This window comes from Pseudomonas mosselii, from assembly GCF_019823065.1.
GTDB classification, from domain to species: Bacteria; Pseudomonadota; Gammaproteobacteria; order Pseudomonadales; family Pseudomonadaceae; genus Aquipseudomonas; species Aquipseudomonas mosselii.
On sequence record NZ_CP081966.1, the window covers coordinates 508145 to 525395 of the forward strand.

Here is a 17251-nt window from a genome sequence, read left to right on the forward strand (position 1 = left end):
CATGGACAAGGTATTGAGTTTCCACCAGGGCCGCCTGCCCCTGCTGATCAGCATGCCCCACGCCGGGCTGGGTCTGACGCCAGCCGTGCGTGAAGGCCTGGTTGACCAGGCACGCAGCCTGCCAGACACCGACTGGCACATTCCACGCCTGTACGACTTCGCCCGTGACCTGGGCGCCAGTGTGGTGGCGGCCGAATACTCGCGTTTCGTCATCGACCTGAACCGCCCGGATGACGACAAGCCGCTGTACGCCGGCGCCACCACCGGCCTGTATCCGGCGACATTGTTCGACGGCAAGCCATTGTTCAGGGAAGGCCAGGTGCCCTCCGTTGAGGAGCGGGCAACGTACCTGGAAGAGATCTGGCGCCCCTACCACGACACGATACGTCGCGAGCTGGACCGTCTGCGTGCCGAGTTCGGTTATGCACTGCTCTGGGATGCTCACTCGATCCGTTCACATATACCCCACCTGTTCGATGGCAAGTTGCCGGACTTCAACCTGGGTACTTTCAATGGTGCCAGTTGCCACCCGGAGCTGGCCGAGCGGTTGCAGACTGCATGTGCCCAAGCCAAAGGCTACAGCCATGTCCTCAATGGCCGTTTCAAGGGCGGGCACATTACCCGGCATTACGGCGACCCGGGTAACGATATTCATGCCGTGCAGTTGGAGCTGGCGCAGTGCAACTACATGAATGAAACCGAGCCATTTGCCTACCGCGAAGACCTGGCCCAACCGACGCAGAAGGTATTGACGCAGCTTTTGCAGGCCCTTCTGGATTGGGGCAATGAACGGTACAGGCGCTGAAGTTTTCCTGTGGAGTTGGCGACGCGCCGCGGGCCATGTGCGTCGCCAGTTCAAGCAGTTAATCAGTTGTTGATCTGCGCTATTGTGAGCTCACGCAACAGCTCCTGCTCCTCCAGATCCCTATCATTTTGCAATCTCTGTTGCAGGCTTAGCTCCTCCCCAAGCGAATGATCCTTGTTGGCCAGCTCAAGCACGTGCTGGCGGAAACGGGTTTCAATTTCAGCGAAGCGGTCGGCATGTTCGGCTCGCAGGCGTGCAACCCAGTCCGTATTTGCCAACATATAGTCGACCAGAGCATCGCTCAGTTCACTTTTGCGAACGTTTTCCAGCACTTGCGACAATTCATTAGGCGCCAGATTCGCGGCACTTCGAAAACGCATGCTGTCGGCAAGTGGAAGGTCAAGTTCCTTGGCCAGCTCCCGCCGGTAGGCCAGTCGCACCGAAACCCGGTCACCCGGGCCGGATCGCTGGCTGGCCAGTTTCTCCAGCTGTTCGATCCTGAACAGCTGCAATAGACGCCGGCGTAACGTTTGCAAGGTATCGCCAGCCTCGATGATCAGGCGCTGCCCCATCAGGTACAACTCGATATTGTTGAACTCCTGCAATGCGCCATCGTGGCAAGTCTGCGAGCCTGTTTCAGGGTCGGGCAATGCGGCTGCGGCAATATTTTCCATGAGCGGGCGCTCATCCTGGTTGCTTGCGGCTACCACCAGCATCATGCGCACGCGCTCGCAGAAGCTGGCTTGTGTGTTCGGGTCGACGTAGGGCGCAGCATTGCGCAAACGGCCTGCCAGGCGCAGCAGGTCGCTGCCTTCGAGCATGTCCCAGCAGTCGCGCAAGGCCTCGTTCTGCGCATCGTTGCCAAGCATCCAGTCTTCAAGCCTGGGTTTATCGTCGCCCAGTAGCGGGAAGTGAGGGTGATCCAGTGAGCCTTCGCTCGATGAGTCGTCAAGCATCAGGTTGTCCGGGATATCCAGGGCGAAGGAATAACTGTGCTGGCTGTCCGAGAGCGCACGCACCCGAAGAATGGTTTCCAGTGGCAAAGGGTTGTCGAACAAGGCAATCGAAGAAATAGGCATGGAGTTGCCCAGGTTCGAGAGGATGTGCTCTGGCAACTGGGTGATGCTGTTGGAACTCAAGTCCAGCAGCTCCAGCGGCAGCAAACTGTCGCACCAGCTGGGCCAGGCTTGCAGGTCCATGTTGGTCAGCGCGAGTGATTGCAGGTTGCTGGACAGCTGCGCGGGAACCTGCCTGATGGTCCCCACGCGGTTGCCTGAGAGGTCCAGCGAGGTCAGGTGCTCCAGCCCTGCGAAGACTTCCAGCATCGCTTGATCGACTTCCAGGCCCATGTTGCGCATTTCCAGGTAGTTGAGTTGGGGAAGGTGTGCCAAGGCAGACGCCAGAGAAGAAGTGGCCGCCTGATGCGTATCAATGGTCAGCCGGGTGACGTTGGGGAAACGGCTGAGCAGTTTAGCGACCTCTGAAGCGGCGCCGCTCGTGCGGGTCAGGAAGAGCGCCCGAACGCGTTCTTCAAAAAATGCCGGAAGCCGTCTGGGGAAGTGTTCGACAGCCACATCCTCCAATTGCAAGCGAAGGTATTGCTGGCCCTGTTCCTGCTGTTCCCAGAATCGGCCGATCGCTGCCTGGATACGCTGCCTGTCCGCCAACGCTGCGGGTGTCAGCGGGTTGCGCGAACTGGACGCCTGGGTCCAGCCGTCGATCGCGTCGCGCATCTGCTGGCGCTCATCGCGGATGCGTGCAAGCCGGTCGGTGAGCGCCGCGGACACATCCACGGTGATACCGGCTGTCCCGGCCCACTCGTTCAACAGCAAACGCTGCAAATGGGTTTCATTGATTGGGTTGTCTTCGAGTGCAATCACCGTCGGGCTTGGCAGGGCGTCTGCTTCATTGAGCAGGAACGATGGCAATGACCTGAGGTTGTTGTTGCGCAGGGACAGGTGGGTGATGCGTCTCAGGGCATCACTGCCAATCCCGATAGGCCACTGCGTCAGTTGCATATTATCCAGGCCCAGGAAATCCAGAGACAGCTGATGGAAGCTAGGGCTGTTGTTCTGGGCCAGGCGGTTGCCACTCAGATTCAGGTACCTCAACTGGCGCAATGCTGCCAACTGATTGAGGTCGTTTTCGGAGAGCGCGATGTTCTGGTTGGTTAGCACCAGTCTTTGCAGCTCGGGCAAGCGCTCGGTGATGGAAGGGACAGCGAGAAGGAATAAGGACGGTGTAGCTCTGGGGTTGTACGGCCGGCTGATTTCAAGTGATTCGATCTGCGGCATCAACCTGAGCAGGCGTTGCAGCAAGCGTTCGTGCTGTGCCCAGCCGGCGAGGCTGCCTGACGGTAGATCGACCAGGCTCAAGCTGCGTATGCGACGGTAGAAGAAATCGGGCAAGGTCAGGGGGACATCGGCCAAGGAAACCCGCGTGATGCGGAGCTCAGCCGTGTGCTCGCCGCTTTCATCCAGAGCGGTGTCATACCAGTGTTGCATGATTGACTCGCGCAGGCGGCTGTAGTCCTGTGCAGCTTGCTCTGTCACGGGGGAAAAGGCCTCGCTCCAGTCAGCCAGCCTGCTTTGCAATTCATTGCGCTGCTCCAGCAGCACCTGCAGGTGTTCGAGCGTCTGCAATTGCGTACGTCCGCGATTGGCAAGCGAAAACAGTACCTGATCCGCCGAAAGCCCAGTGTGTGTGGCAAGGCCTGTTGCTTCGACAGCGTCGATCAGGCGCTGGTGGGTAATGTCTTGTGTTGCAGGGCCACCCCCGCTCAGCGGATAGCCCAGGCGCCCATCGGCCAGGCGCATGGGCGAACGGTAGCCAGGGAGCACTGGTTGCATGCCCAGAAACGTCCTCAAGGTCGAGCGGGGCAGCAAGGGGAGGGCCTGTACCAGGTGCTTTAATGCTTGCCGATCTGCGACACGCAACTGCGTCATGGCCTTTGGCAGCGCTTGATATATCGCTGAGTAAAGGTCAGCGTATGCCGTGAGCCCTGCACTCGGGCGGCTTTTATCGTGAACGATGTAGCCTGCCTCGGCATGAGTGATGGTCTGGTAGGGGCGCGTGTCCTGGGGGCCGATGCTCTGCGACTGGGCAGGCCAGGACATGCGCTGCAGCACTTGCAGTTTTGTCTCGGCCGGCCAGCCTGGCAGTCGCTCAAGCGTGTGCAGGATCAGTCGGTCACTGTCCCAGTTTGGCACCCCGGACAGGTACAGCCCTTCGCAGGCGCGGGCCAGGCGAATGTGTTGCAGGTAGACGCGGATTTCCTCTCCAAGGCGTATGGGTATCTTGCCGCTGCCAAGCATTTGCCGTTCGCTGGCGCTGGCGCCGCGTTCCAGCTCAGCGATTACGGGGACCGGCAGGTTCGGATACACCCGCTGTATGGTCTCGGCTCCCGGCGCCAGATTGCTCGGTAGGCGGGCGTAAGCTCTGGAATACTCCGTTGGCCAGGTGCTTGCGTCAGGTAGCTGGCGGATGGTTTCGTCAAGCTTGAAGCGTTGCATCGTGTCTTCCAGCAAGGCCGGCAGCCGCTGGTTCTCGGCCAAGACCCGGCGCAGTACGTCTTCGTGGGTGTCGCTTACGGCGAGTATCCGTTGTAGCGTTGGCTCGTCGAAGTGGTTGTTCAAATGACCGATACGGCGTAACAGGGCGCCGCCCGACCAGCTCAGTGGCTGATCGGTTACTTGCAACCAGGCCCCGGCCCCATTATGTCGTAGCGATGGCTGATAACCGCCAGCCTTGCTGGGGTGTTCGATGCTGTAGGTGCCTCTATCCACATTCCATTTGAGTGAAAATGCCTTGCCTTCAAGGCGTAACCAGATCTTCCCATCCTGGCGGTACAGCCCGAGCTCATCTGGTTTGGCCTGTGAGGGAAACGCGATGTCTTGTGCAAAGGGAGTCAGGTCCTTCTTCCACAAGCGCGTACTGCCATCCGGTAGCTCAACCTCCACCAGTTCCTCGATGAAGGAGGGCGTTGTCACAGCAATATGTTCTACCTCGGGCTCTTCCAGCGCGGCGCCTGTTTCGCCGACTTCTGTTCTCGTCGCTTTGGCTGCCGCGCTCAGTACGGCCATGATCGCCACGTTTTCGATCACATCGACCATGTAGGTGAAGGCTTTTTCGCGTTCGTCGTTTTTCCAGGCCTCGATGCCTTCGTATACCTCATGGGCTAGCTGGGTCACGCAGACGGCAAGCATCACCTCGCCCAGTCCGGGCACGAAGAAACCGGCGATGTTCAGGGCCGTCAGCACGCGGCCGGCGATCATTTTCCGGTGAGCCTGGGCGGTGCGCCGGTCGACGATTTCAGTCGGGATGGCGTTGAACAACGCATCTTTTTCATGGCGTTGGGCTTTCTGAAACGCCATGGCGCCTTGGAACGCGTGGCTGAAAGGCTCGGCAACCGGATACAGGGTGGCATGTGGGTCAGGGACACCCTCAAGTACCCCGCGGGCACTCCAGGTGATGGGCGTGAACCGGTCCTTGAGACGAGATATCGTCGACGCTTTGTCACGGTCGGCGATGTGTTTGTCCAGGTAGCTGATGTTGGCCTGGAGCCGGTCGCGCAAGTCGGCCTGCAAGGCCTCCAGGGTTGTAAATTCCTTGAGGGGCTCTGCGCTGTCCTCTGGGTTGTACAGGGCCACGGCCTGATGCCCTTTGGCCTGAAAGGTCATGAGCACAATCCCGGTCAGCTGCGTTTCCCACAGGTAGAGATAGCTGAACGTCACCTGCGAGGCCGCCGATAGCGGCTGGTCAAGCGGGACGGCAAGGGCTGCGGTGTACAGCGGTTCGCTGATATCGCCTTTGAGGCGGGCGAAATGTAAAGACTGCCGGAAGGCCGAGACCTCTGCTTGCCCCAGGGTCTGGTAAACGGACAGCTTGGCTTCATCGGCGCTGAGCTGCGTCGTGGCCGCAGGGTAATAGATCGCATGCACCAGTTGGTGATACTTGCCGCCGATGTCCAGCGTACGGCACAGGTCGGCGAAGTCTTCGGCGGCGATATCCACGGCATTGGTGATCGGCACGGTGCCCATGAAGCGCCGGTGATCGAGGATGACGGACTTCTTCAGCAGTGCCTTGGGCGCGTTCATCCCATGTTCGGCAGCGGTGTACTGGTCAAAGTTGTGCAGGGCACTTTGCAGCAACGAGCGGGTAGCCTGGTTCACGGCCATGCGCGCGTCGCTTGTATTGGTAGGGTCGATCAGGCGTGCATCGACCAAGTGTGTGTTGTGCACATCCAGGTCGAGCCCGAACCGCTGCTTGATGGCTTCAGTCAGTCGCTGGGCGGCGTAGGCTTGCAGGTCGGGTAGTTGTTCGAACAGTTTCTGCACCTGTGCCTGGTGTTCACGGTGGCGGGCATGTTCCTCCTGCCACGCTTTGGCAATTTCCGGTAGCCGCCGGATTGCTGCGGTCAGCCAAGCTGGGGCCTGCTGCCAGTTGCGCATGGCGCGATGGGTGTCTGGCGGGGCTTGCTTGAGCCAGGCGGGGATCTTGCGCTCGATGGCGGTGTAATGAGCGCTGGGCGAAGTTGTGGAGGGGGGTGGCATGGCGGGCCCTTGCTAGGTATGGGGCAAGGGACTATCGATGAGTTGGCTGGCGTGTTGGAGGTAAATGTATGTGCCCGGCTCGCGGTGGTGTCCGAGAGGACGGTGCTCAAAGCGCAATTCAGGTTTATGATGGCCCACGGCCGAACCAAACCTCACACGGAGTGCGCGATGCAGACCCTCTACCCGCAGATCAAACCCTACGCCCGGCACGATCTGGCCGTGGAAGCGCCGCATGTGCTGTATGTCGATGAGAGCGGCTCGCCGGAAGGTCTGCCCGTGGTGTTCATCCACGGCGGTCCGGGCGCGGGCTGTGATGCCCAGAGCCGTTGCTACTTCGACCCCAACCTGTACCGCATCGTCACCTTCGATCAGCGCGGCTGCGGTCGCTCCACGCCCCATGCGAGCCTGGAGAACAACACCACCTGGCACCTGGTCGAGGACCTGGAGCGCATCCGCGAGCACCTCGGCATCGAGAAATGGGTGCTGTTCGGCGGCTCCTGGGGCTCCACGCTGGCCCTGGCCTACGCCCAGAAGCACCCCGATCGCGTGCACGGCCTGATCCTGCGCGGCATCTTCCTGTGTCGCCCGCAGGAGATCACCTGGTTCTACCAGGAAGGCGCCAGCCGCCTGTTCCCCGACTATTGGCAGGACTACATCGCGCCGATCCCGGCAGAAGAGCGCGGCGACCTGGTCAAGGCCTTCCACAAGCGCCTGACTGGTAACGACCAGATCGCCCAGATGCATGCTGCCAAGGCCTGGTCCACCTGGGAGGGCCGCACCGCGACCCTGCGTCCGAACCCGCTGGTGGTCGACCGCTTCTCCGAGCCGCAGCGCGCCCTGTCGATTGCTCGCATCGAATGCCACTACTTCACCAACAACGCCTTCCTCGAGCAGGACCAACTGATTCGCGACATGCCGAAGATCGCCCACTTGCCGGCGGTGATCGTGCATGGTCGCTACGACGTGATCTGCCCGCTGGACAACGCCTGGGAGCTGCACCAGGCCTGGCCGAACAGCGAGCTGAAGGTGATCCGCGACGCCGGCCACGCCGCCTCCGAGCCCGGCATCACCGATGCCCTGGTGCGCGCCGCCGACCAGATGGCCCGACGCCTGCTCGACCTGCCCCTGGAAGAAGCATGAAGGGGCTGATCCAGCGCGTGCGCGGCGCCCGGGTTGAGGTGGCGGGGGAAATCGTCGGCGCCATCGACCAGGGGTTGCTGGCGCTGGTGGCGGTCGAGCCTGAAGATTCGCCTGAGCATGCCGACAAGCTGTTGCACAAACTGCTGAACTACCGGGTGTTCAGCGACGAACAGGGCAAGATGAACCGTTCGCTCAAGGATGTCGGTGGTGGCCTGCTGCTGGTGTCGCAGTTCACCCTGGCCGCCGACACCCGCAACGGCATGCGCCCGAGCTTTTCGACGGCTGCGCCACCGGCCCTCGGCGCCGAACTGTTCGACTATCTGCTGCGCCAGGCACAGGGTCAGCACGCGGTTGTGGCCAGTGGTCGCTTCGGTGCCGACATGCAGGTGCATCTGGTCAATGATGGCCCGGTAACATTTATGTTACAAATATGAGGTCAAAAAACCCTTTGTTTGTCGAAAAACAAGGGGTTTTGTACGATAAATAGTTTGTTCAGCCTGATGCGTTGTAACGCGACCTGCTGGATAATCGCGCGCTGCATGAACCTGCGTTCGCAGGTTCGTTTCACTTTGACTCGAGCATTGTCAGGATCCGTTTGGGGAATCATTAGGCCCTCACGGGGTCCGAACAGTGCTCGCCAACCCGGCATTGGTCGCTGGCCGTTGGTTTCATGATCTGTTTTCGGCGAGGATTGCTCGTGATTGTAAGCCCCTGTATTGCACCTAGAATCCCCGGTACCCGGCTGCGCAAGGCCATGCTGGCCGGCGTGGCGCTGGTCGGCCTGATGAGCGCGGGCCAGCTGTGGGCATTCAATCTGGACGATGTTGCAGCCAAGGCAAAGGATCTGGCCGGTCAGAAGTTCGAGGCACCGAAGAGCAACCTGCCGCCGGTGTTCCGCGACATGAAGTACGCCGACTACCAGAAGATCCGCTTCCTGCAGGAAAAGGCCGAGTGGGCCAAGGACAAGACGCCGTTCAAGCTCTCGTTCTACCACCAGGGCATGCATTTCGACACGCCGGTGACCATCAACGAGATCACCGCCAACAAGGTCAGGGAAATCAAGTACGACCCGAGCCGCTTCGAGTTCGGTGACGTGCCGCACGACGCCGACGCCACCAAGAACCTCGGCTACGCCGGTTTCCGCGTGCTCTACCCGATCAACAAGGCCGACAAGCAAGATGAGATCATGACCCTGCTTGGCGCCAGCTATTTCCGCGTGGTCGGCAAGGGCCACCGCTACGGCCTGTCGGCCCGTGGCCTGGCCATCGACACCGCGCTGCCGTCCGGCGAGGAGTTCCCGCGCTTTCGCGAGTTCTGGATCGAAAAACCCAAGCCGAATGACAAGCACCTGGTGATCTACGCACTGCTCGACTCGCCGCGCTCCACCGGCGCCTACAAGCTGACCCTGCGTCCGGGCGAGGATACCCTGGTCGACGTCAAGTCGCGGGTCTACCTGCGTGACAACGTCAGCCGCCTGGGCATCGCCCCGCTGACTAGCATGTACCTGTTCGGCCCCAACCAGCCGTCCAAGGTCATGAACTACCGTCCGGCCCTGCACGATTCCGAAGGCCTGTCGATTCACGCCGGCAACGGCGAATGGCTGTGGCGTCCGCTGAACAACCCCAAACACTTGGCCGTGAGCAACTTCAGTGTCGAGAACCCGCGTGGTTTCGGCCTGCTGCAGCGCCAGCGCGACTTCAGCGACTACGAAGACCTCGACGACGAATACGAGAAGCGCCCGAGCGCCTGGATCGAGCCGAAGGGTGACTGGGGCAAGGGCACTGTCGACCTGGTCGAGATCCCGACCGCCGACGAGACCAACGACAACATCGTGGCCTTCTGGAGTCCGGAAAAACTGCCGGAGGTAGGCAAGCCGTTCGAGTACGACTACCGCCTGCGCTGGACCATCAAGGAAGACCAGCTGCACTCGCCTGAGCTGGGCTGGGTCAAGCAGACCTTGCGTTCCACCGGCGACGTCAAGCAGTCCAACCTGATCCGTCAGCCCGATGGCACCATCGCCTTCCTGGTCGACTTCATCGGCCCGAACCTTGCCAGCCTGCCGGCCGACACCGCCGTGCGCAGTCAGGTCAGCGTTGGCGACAACGCCGAAGTGGTCGAGAACAACCTGCGTTACAACCCGGAAACCAAAGGCTGGCGCCTGACCCTGCGCCTGAAGGTGCAGGATCCGAAGAAATCCACCGAGATGCGCGCCGCGCTGCTGCGTGACGTTCCGGTCGAGCAGCCCAAGCCGGCCAAGGATGCCAAGCAGGACAAGGCCGCGGCCAAGCACGCTCACGCCAAGGCCGAGAAGGCTGCCGAGCAACCCGCCGCCGATGCGGCATCCACCAACGGGACCCCGGCCACCACCGAGAAAGTGCTGACCGAGACCTGGAGCTATCAGTTGCCTGCCGATGAGTAACTCAAGCGCAAGGCCGGAATCGCTGAGCGAATACCTGGCCCACCTTCCCCTGAGCGACGAGCAGCGTGCGGAACTTGCCCGCTGCACCTCCTTCAGCGAGCTGCACCAACACCTGGCGGCCCAACCGGCCGCCGGCACCACCGAGGCCGCCCAGGCTTCGGTGGGCGCCCGTCTTACCGTCGGCAGCGCCGCCGAACTGGAAGACGCCGAGATGCTCGGCGTCGATGCCGGTGGGCGGCTGTGCCTGAAGATCGCCCCGCCGATCAAGCGCACCAAGGTCGTGCCCGAGCCTTGGCGCACCAACATCCTGATCCGCATGTGGCGCCGCATGACCGGCCGCACCAACGCCCCGCAGCCGCCCAAGCGCGAGCTGCCGCCGGCGCGCTGGCGCACGGTCGGTTCGATCCGCCGTTACATCCTGCTGACCCTGATGATCGGCCAGACCCTCGTCGCCGGCTGGTACATGAAGGGCATCCTGCCTTACCAGGGCTGGTCGTTCGTCGATCTCGACGAGATCCTCAACCAGCCGTTGTGGGACACGGTGGTGCAGGTGTGGCCGTATGCGCTGCAGACCTCCATCCTGGTCCTGTTCGGCATCCTGTTCTGCTGGGTGTCGGCGGGCTTCTGGACCGCCCTGATGGGCTTCCTCGAGCTGCTCACCGGGCGTGACAAGTACAAGATTTCCGGCAGCAGCGCCGGCAACGAGCCGATCGCGCCCGAGGCGCGCACCGCGCTGGTGATGCCGATCTGCAACGAAGACGTGCCACGGGTGTTCGCCGGCCTGCGCGCCACCTTCGAATCGGTGGCCGCCAGCGGCAACCTCGACCGCTTCGATTTCTTCGTGCTCAGCGACACCAACGACACCGATATCGCCGTCGCCGAACAACAGGCCTGGCTCGACGTGTGCCGTGAAACCAAGGGCTTCGGCCGCATCTTCTACCGCCGCCGCCGGCGCCGGGTGAAGCGCAAGAGCGGCAACCTCGACGACTTCTGCCGTCGCTGGGGCGGCGAATACAAGTACATGGTCGTGCTCGACGCCGACAGCGTCATGAGTGGCGAGTGCCTGAGCAGCTTGGTGCGCCTGATGGAGGCCAACCCGGACGCCGGTATCATCCAGACCGGGCCGAAAGCCTCGGGCATGGACACCCTGTATGCGCGCATGCAGCAGTTCGCCACCCGCGTGTACGGCCCGCTGTTCACCGCCGGCCTGCACTTCTGGCAGCTGGGCGAATCGCACTATTGGGGCCACAACGCGATCATCCGCATGAAGCCGTTCATCGAGCACTGCGCCCTGGCGCCGTTGCCGGGCAAAGGTGCGTTTGCTGGTGCGATCCTTTCCCACGACTTCGTCGAAGCCGCGCTGATGCGCCGTGCCGGTTGGGGCGTGTGGATCGCCTATGACCTGCCGGGCAGTTACGAAGAGCTGCCGCCGAACCTGCTCGACGAGCTCAAGCGCGACCGTCGCTGGTGCCACGGCAACCTGATGAACTTCCGCCTGTTCCTGGTCAAGGGCATGCACCCGGTGCACCGCGCGGTGTTCCTCACCGGGGTGATGTCGTACCTGTCGGCGCCGCTGTGGTTCCTGTTCCTGGTGCTGTCGACGGCGCTGCTGGCGACCAACACCCTGATGGAGCCGCAGTACTTCATCGAGCCGTTCCAGCTTTACCCGCTGTGGCCGCAGTGGCACCCGGAGAAAGCCATCGCGCTGTTCTCCACCACCATCGTGCTGCTGTTCCTGCCCAAGCTGCTCAGCGTCATCCTGATCTGGGCCAAAGGCGCCACCGAATTTGGCGGGCGCATCAAGGTCACCCTGTCGATGCTGATGGAGATGCTGTTCTCCATGCTGCTGGCGCCGGTGCGGATGATCTTCCACACCCGCTTCGTGCTGGCCGCGTTCCTCGGCTGGGCCGCGACCTGGAACTCGCCGCAGCGTGACGACGACTCGACTCCGTGGAGCGAGGCGGTACGTCGCCATGGTCCGCAGACCCTGCTGGGCATCGCCTGGGCTGGCCTGGTGGCCTGGCTGAACCCGAGCTTCCTGTGGTGGCTGGCGCCGATCGTCGGCTCGCTGGTGCTGTCGATCCCGGTGTCGGTAATTTCCAGCCGCACGCGCCTGGGCCTGGCGGCCAAGGACGAGAAGCTGTTCCTCATCCCCGAGGAATATGCAACGCCGCAAGAGCTGCTGGCGACCGACCAGTACACCCACGAGAACCGCTGGCACGCCCTGCATGACGGTTTCGTCCGTGCCGTGGTCGACCCGCGCCAGAACGCCCTGGCCTGTGCCATGGCCACTGCGCGTCACGGCCAGGCGGCTCCGATCGAGGCGCTGCGCGCCGAGCGCGTGGGCAAGGCACTGGAAGTCGGCCCGAAAGGCCTGGACCTGAACACCCGCCTGGCGCTGCTCAGCGATCCGGTGGCGCTATCGCGTCTGCACGAGCAGGTGTGGGCCGGGCACAACACGGCGTGGATCGATGTGTGGCGGGCGTCCATCGCCAACGATCCGCACTCGCCGCTGCTGCCGCTGCATCCGGAGAACGTGGCCCAGCCAGCCTTGGCCGGCGCCTGACCCTTCCTTGGGGCCGCTTCGCGGCCCGTTCGCCGGCAAGCCGGCTCCCACAGGTGCAACACTATCCTTGTGAGAGCCGGCTTGCCGGCGATACGAGGGCAAAGCCCTCGTTCTTCGCCATCTTTTGGCCAACAAAGTCCCCCCCGGCTCTAGGTCCTGCGCCGCGCATGCGTTAGCATCCGTCCCGATATTGCGCATCGGTCTGTCGGACCGTGCTTACAAGAAAAAATCTGCGTACTTCTTGCTAGGGGACTTGGTGATGATTAAGAAATACCTGTCGCGACTGCTGGTAGGTGCGACCGCCCTGATCGCGGTGACCGCCGCCCAGGCCGGCGCCATCGACGACGCGGTCAAGCGTGGCACCCTGCGCGTGGGCATGGACCCGACCTACATGCCGTTCGAAATGACCAACAAGCGCGGTGAGATCATCGGCTTCGAGGTCGACATCCTCAAGGCCATGGCCAAGTCCATGGGCGTCAAGCTGGAGATGGTTTCCACCGCCTACGACGGCATCATCCCGGCCCTGATGACCGACAAGTTCGACTTCATCGGCAGCGGCATGACCCTGACCCAGGAACGCAACCTGCGCCTGAACTTCAGCGAACCCTTCATCGTGGTTGGCCAGACCCTGCTGATCCGCAAGGAGCTGGCGGGCGAGATCAAGTCGTACAAGGACCTGAACAACGAGAAGTACCGCCTCACTTCCAAGCTTGGCACCACCGGCGAGATGGTCGCGAAGAAGCTGATCAGCAAGGCCAAGTACCACGGCTACGACAACGAGCAGGAAGGGGTGATGGACGTGGTCAACGGCAAGGCCGACGCCTTCGTCTACGACTCGCCCTACAACGTAGTGGCGGTGGAGAAGGCCGGCGCCGGCAAGCTGGTGTTCCTGGAAGAGCCCTTCACCTACGAGCCGCTGGCCTTCGGCCTGAAGAAAGGCGACTACGACAGCATCAACTACATCAACAACTTCCTGCACCAGATCAAGCATGACGGGACCTACGATCGTATTCACGACAAGTGGTTCAAGAGCAAGGACTGGCTGAAGGAAATGGAATAAGGCCCGGGCCAAAACCCCAGGCACTGACCTCGACGCGCAGGCAAGCCCTGCGCGTTTCGCTTTTACGGAAGTACCCCACGTGATCAAACACAAGAAAGCACAGTGGCCCTGGCATGGGCTGACCGCGCTGGTCCTGGTGGGCCTGGCGTTCAGCCTGTACCTGGCTACCTCGATGATTTCCTATGAGTGGCGCTGGAACCGCGTTCCGCAATACTTCGCCTACAAGGCCGAGGAAACCCAGCGTGCCACCAACCCAGGCACGGTCGAGGAAATCGTGGTGTCCGGCGACAATGCCCGGGTCACCCTGAAGGACGAGAACGGCGACAACCAGGTCGTCGAAGTGGCCAAGGACAGCATGCTGCTGGCCCGCGGCGACGACGTCGCCGAGGGCGATGCCATCGGCGTCACCCGCCACTGGGCCGCCGGCCCCTTGGCCTGGGGTCTGTGGACGACGCTGTGGATCTCGGTGATCTCTGGCGCCCTGGGCCTGGTGATCGGCCTGTTCGCCGGGCTGTGCCGGCTGTCGAACAACCCGACCTTGCGTGATCTTTCCACTGTCTATGTCGAGCTGGTGCGTGGCACGCCGCTGCTGGTGCAGATCTTCATCTTCTACTTCTTCATCGGTACCGTGCTCAACCTGTCCCGCGAGTTCGCCGGGGTGGCGGCGCTGGCGCTGTTCACCGGCGCCTACGTGGCCGAGATCGTCCGTGCCGGCGTGCAGTCGATCGCGAAGGGGCAGAACGAGGCGGCGCGATCGCTGGGCCTGAACGGCGCCCAGTCGATGCGTCACGTGATCCTGCCGCAGGCGTTCAAGCGCGTGCTGCCGCCGCTGGCCGGGCAGTTCATCAGCCTGGTCAAGGACACCTCGCTGGTGTCGGTGATCGCCATCACCGAGCTGACCAAGAGCGGCCGCGAGGCCATCACCACCTCGTTCTCGACCTTCGAGATCTGGTTCTGCGTGGCGGGCCTGTACCTGCTGATCAACCTGCCGCTGTCGCACATCGCCAGCCGGCTCGAGCGGAGGCTTGCGCAAAGTGATTGAAGTCCGTGACCTGCTGAAAGTCTTCGACACCCGGGGCCAGGTGGTGCGCGCGGTGGACAACGTCACCACCCAGGTCGCCAAGGGCGAGGTGGTGGTGGTGCTGGGGCCGTCGGGCTCGGGCAAGTCGACCTTCCTGCGCTGCCTGAACGGCCTGGAGCATTTCGACGAGGGCCATGTGTCCATCGGCGGTTTGCAGCTGGACGACCCGAAGACCGATATCAACGCCTATCGCCGAGAAGTCGGCATGGTGTTCCAGCATTTCAACCTGTTCCCGCACATGACCGTGCTGGAGAACCTGTGCCTGGCGCAGAAGGTGGTGCGCAAGCGCAACAAGGCCGAGCGCGAGGCCAAGGCCCGGGCGTTGCTGGAAAAGGTCGGTATCGCGCAGAAGGCCAACGAGTACCCGTCGCGGCTCTCCGGTGGCCAGCAGCAGCGGGTGGCCATCGCCCGGGCCCTGGCGATGGACCCGAAGGTGATGCTGTTCGACGAACCGACCTCGGCGCTCGATCCGGAAATGGTCGGGGAGGTGCTGGATGTGATGAAGACCCTTGCCCAGGAAGGCATGACCATGGTCTGCGTGACGCACGAGATGGGCTTTGCCCGGGAAGTGGCGGATCGGGTGTTGTTCTTTGACCACGGGAAGTTGCTGGAAGATTCGCCGCCGCAGGAATTCTTTGCCGCGCCGAAGGATTTGCGGGCCCAGGCGTTCTTGCGGCAAGTTTTGTGATTGTGTTTAGACCTGCGTAAACCGTGGGTGCAATGTATGTGATCAAAACTGTTCAGGCCTCTTGCTATATATTGGCGAGAGGCCTGACTGTCGAAATACCACCACCTTCCAATCAAAGAATGCTCATTTCTTGATCTTGATCTTGATCTTGATCTTGATCTTGATCTTGATCTTGATCTTGATCTTGATCTTGCTTCTAAGTGCGCGATAGTTCAGACGCCGCTAATTGCGACTTCAGGAGGCCGAGCGGAGTTCTTGCGGAGGGAGGTGACGGGCATGGATGCCCGTCAAGCGCTGCGCCCCAGGATGGGGCGTTCAGCGCGGTCCTCCCGGGAGCAAGAACGGAGCGAGGGGACCCCGGAGCGAAGCGTAGGGGCCGTATGAATGGAGCCAGCGGTTTTTGCCTACTTTTGCCCAAGAGCAAAAGTAGGTCGCCGTAAAGGCGAAAAGGTGACTATGCGTCGATATCGCAAATGAATGCGCATATAACTTTCAAAACACACTCTCTCAAAGTCAAAGTCAAAGTCAAAGTCAAAGTCAAAGTCAAAGACGGTCGGCGTCGGTTTCTATTGTTGTAAGCGCATTCATTTACGATATCGACGCATAGTCACCTTTTCGCCCTTACGGCGAGTCACTTTTTGTCAAACGCCCGGAGCGCCGGCCGGACAAAAGTAACCAAAAAACGCTGCGCTCCATTCATCCGGCCCTCCGCTGCGCTCCGGGTCCCCTCACTCCGGCCTTGCTCCCGGGAGGACCGCGCTGCAGGGCCCATCCTGGGCCCCAGCGCTTGACGGGCATCCATGCCCGTCACCTCCCTCCGCAAGGCCTGCGTTCGGCCTCCTGAAGTCGCGAAGGTACGGGCGGCGCCTGGGCTGACGCAGCTGTCGCTAGTGGGCTGTGGTGTTAATCTTCTGATCGCCAAAGCCAAAGCCAAAGCCAAAGCCAAAGCCAAAGCCAAAGCCAAAGCCAAAGCCAAAGCCAAAGCCAAAGCCGTCGGTCTGGTTTCAGGTCCTGGCGATCTGGGCGCGCCTGCAAGGCTTAGAGATTGAACCTTCCCACCATGCCCCGCAACTGCTGCCCCAACTGCTCCAACTCCCCACTCGAAACCGCAGTCTGTTCACTGGCCGCCCGCGTCTGTTCCGAAACATCACGTACATTGATCACGTTTCGGTTGATCTGCTCGGCCACCACGCTCTGCTGCTCACTGGCCGTGGCAATCTGCTGGTTCATCCCCTGGATCGTCGACACCGTCTCGGTAATCTGCCCCAGCGCAGCGCCAGCCTTGCGGCTGAGTTCGACGCTTTGCCCGGTCAGGCGCTTGCTGTCGTCCAGAAGGCCGGTCACCTCGTCGGTGCCGCGGTGCAGGCTGTCGATCAGCAGCTCGATCTCTTCGGTCGACTGCTGCGTGCGCTGGGCCAGGCCGCGCACCTCGTCGGCCACCACGGCGAAACCGCGCCCGGCCTCGCCGGCCCGGGCTGCCTCGATGGCGGCGTTGAGCGCCAGCAGGTTGGTCTGCTCGGACACCGACTTGATCACATCGAGAATCGAACCGATACGCTGGCTTTCACCGGCCAGGTGACCCATGGCCGTGAGGCAGTGGTCCATCTGCCTCGCCAACTGCTCGATGCGGGCAATCGCCTCGGCCACCACCTGATCACCCAGCTGTGCCTGGCGGTCGGCGGTGGTGGCCGCCTGGGAGGCCTGCTCGGCATTTTGCGCGACCTCCTGCACCGTGGCGCTCATCTGGTTCATGGCCGTGGCCACCTGGTCGGTCTCCTCGCGCTGCTGGCCGATGCGCTCGCGGGTGTCCACGCTGGCGCCGGCCAGCGCCGTCGCGGCTCTGGACAGTTGGCCGACACCCTGGTCGATGCCGCCGAGCAGCTCGCGCAGGCTCAAGGTCATCTCGCGCATGCTGGCCTGCAGCTGCCCCATCTCGTCGC

At 62.2% G+C, this 17251-nt stretch carries 11 protein-coding genes; 9 read left to right on the forward strand and 2 right to left on the reverse strand.

Translation table 11 applies throughout. The features are described from left to right. The first annotated feature begins 1 nt into the window (after window position 1). A complete protein-coding gene (hutG, locus tag K5H97_RS02305) occupies window positions 2-805 on the forward strand; it encodes an N-formylglutamate deformylase (protein WP_028688388.1) in 804 nt (267 codons plus the stop codon). A gap of 62 nt (window positions 806-867) precedes the next feature. Here the strand turns inward: hutG and K5H97_RS02310 are convergent, their stop codons facing one another. Then, window positions 868-6357 carry a dermonecrotic toxin domain-containing protein gene (locus K5H97_RS02310; RefSeq protein WP_028688387.1) on the reverse strand — a complete coding sequence of 1830 codons (5490 nt, stop codon included), beginning with the start codon at window positions 6355-6357 and terminating at the stop codon, window positions 868-870. A 168-nt stretch (window positions 6358-6525) separates the two neighbouring features. Here K5H97_RS02310 and pip point away from each other — a divergent pair, with 168 nt between their 5' ends. The 8 genes from pip (at window position 6526) to K5H97_RS29525 (ending at window position 16360) form a co-directional block, all read left to right on the forward strand. Further along, window positions 6526-7497 carry a prolyl aminopeptidase gene (gene pip / locus K5H97_RS02315; RefSeq protein WP_028688386.1) on the forward strand — a complete coding sequence of 324 codons (972 nt, stop codon included), beginning with the start codon at window positions 6526-6528 and terminating at the stop codon, window positions 7495-7497. Further along, window positions 7494-7931, forward strand: coding sequence for a D-aminoacyl-tRNA deacylase (dtd, locus tag K5H97_RS02320; protein WP_028688385.1), 438 nt, complete (start codon window positions 7494-7496; stop codon window positions 7929-7931). The genes pip and dtd overlap by 4 nt, the downstream gene beginning before the upstream one ends. 263 nt (window positions 7932-8194) lie before the next feature. Next, the gene (locus K5H97_RS02325; RefSeq protein ID WP_081791504.1) at window positions 8195-9916 is read left to right on the forward strand and encodes a glucan biosynthesis protein G; all 1722 of its coding nucleotides are present in this window, start codon (window positions 8195-8197) and stop codon (window positions 9914-9916) included. Next, on the forward strand, window positions 9909-12482 hold the full coding sequence (mdoH, locus tag K5H97_RS02330; RefSeq protein WP_028688383.1) for a glucans biosynthesis glucosyltransferase MdoH: 2574 nt from the start codon (window positions 9909-9911) through the stop codon (window positions 12480-12482). The genes K5H97_RS02325 and mdoH overlap by 8 nt, the downstream gene beginning before the upstream one ends. A gap of 262 nt (window positions 12483-12744) precedes the next feature. Further along, window positions 12745-13542 carry a transporter substrate-binding domain-containing protein gene (locus tag K5H97_RS02335; RefSeq protein WP_028688382.1) on the forward strand — a complete coding sequence of 266 codons (798 nt, stop codon included), beginning with the start codon at window positions 12745-12747 and terminating at the stop codon, window positions 13540-13542. 79 nt (window positions 13543-13621) lie between these two features. Next, the gene (locus tag K5H97_RS02340; protein WP_028688381.1) at window positions 13622-14584 is read left to right on the forward strand and encodes an amino acid ABC transporter permease; all 963 of its coding nucleotides are present in this window, start codon (window positions 13622-13624) and stop codon (window positions 14582-14584) included. After that, a complete protein-coding gene (locus tag K5H97_RS02345; RefSeq protein WP_028688380.1) occupies window positions 14577-15311 on the forward strand; it encodes an amino acid ABC transporter ATP-binding protein in 735 nt (244 codons plus the stop codon). The genes K5H97_RS02340 and K5H97_RS02345 overlap by 8 nt, the downstream gene beginning before the upstream one ends. Window positions 15312-16111: 800 nt before the next feature. Next, window positions 16112-16360, forward strand: a complete 249-nt coding sequence (locus K5H97_RS29525) for a hypothetical protein (RefSeq protein ID WP_155952647.1) — start codon at window positions 16112-16114, stop codon at window positions 16358-16360. On the opposite strand, the gene K5H97_RS29925 is transcribed toward K5H97_RS29525, so the two are convergent. Then, window positions 16350-17243 carry a methyl-accepting chemotaxis protein gene (locus K5H97_RS29925; RefSeq protein WP_371349947.1) on the reverse strand — a complete coding sequence of 298 codons (894 nt, stop codon included), beginning with the start codon at window positions 17241-17243 and terminating at the stop codon, window positions 16350-16352. The two genes, K5H97_RS29525 and K5H97_RS29925, sit on opposite strands and share 11 nt — an antisense overlap. Window positions 17244-17251 lie beyond the last annotated feature (8 nt).